This window comes from Staphylococcus sp. NWU MK-U1 (assembly GCF_033283505.1).
GTDB lineage: Bacteria > Bacillota > Bacilli > Staphylococcales > Staphylococcaceae > Staphylococcus > Staphylococcus haemolyticus.
The window spans coordinates 1-528 of sequence record NZ_JAVSMG010000023.1; the positions used below are offsets into that span (position 1 = coordinate 1).

Genomic DNA, 528 nt, shown 5'->3' on the forward strand with positions numbered 1-528 from the left:
AACATCTTTGGTTTTTCTGAACTGGCTAAGCAACACATTCACATTGAAGACGAACGAGCGTATTTTACTCATGACAACTTATCCATACTTGAGCAGTTCATTATGCAATTAATTGCTGGTTACTCAGCTGATTCTGCAGCTAATCTCCTGAGACAAGATCCTGTGTTTAAAGCTGTTTTAGATAGGAAAGAACTCGCTTCTCAATCTTCACTTTCCCGATTTTTAGATCGACTATCTGAGGAGAATATCCATGAACTTCAAGCTTTGAACCAAGAACTTATCGATAAAGCACGCCTCATTCGTAATGATACGGAATTAATCATTGATTTAGATTCGACCCATTCAGATACATTTGGTCACCAAGAACAAACGAATTATAATACACACTACCAAACCTATGGTTACCATCCATTGGTAGCTTTTGACGGATTGACTGGTGACTTCTTAAAAGCTGAACTACGTTCAGGAAATCAATATACATCAAAAGGCGTAAAGGAGTTTCTCACACCTTTATTAGAGCACTATAAT

At 37.3% G+C, this 528-nt stretch carries 1 pseudogene; it reads left to right on the plus strand.

What is annotated here, in order from left to right:
• Positions 1-528: pseudogene (locus SBL16_RS12140) on the plus strand (IS1380-like element IS1678 family transposase); the annotation flags it as partial.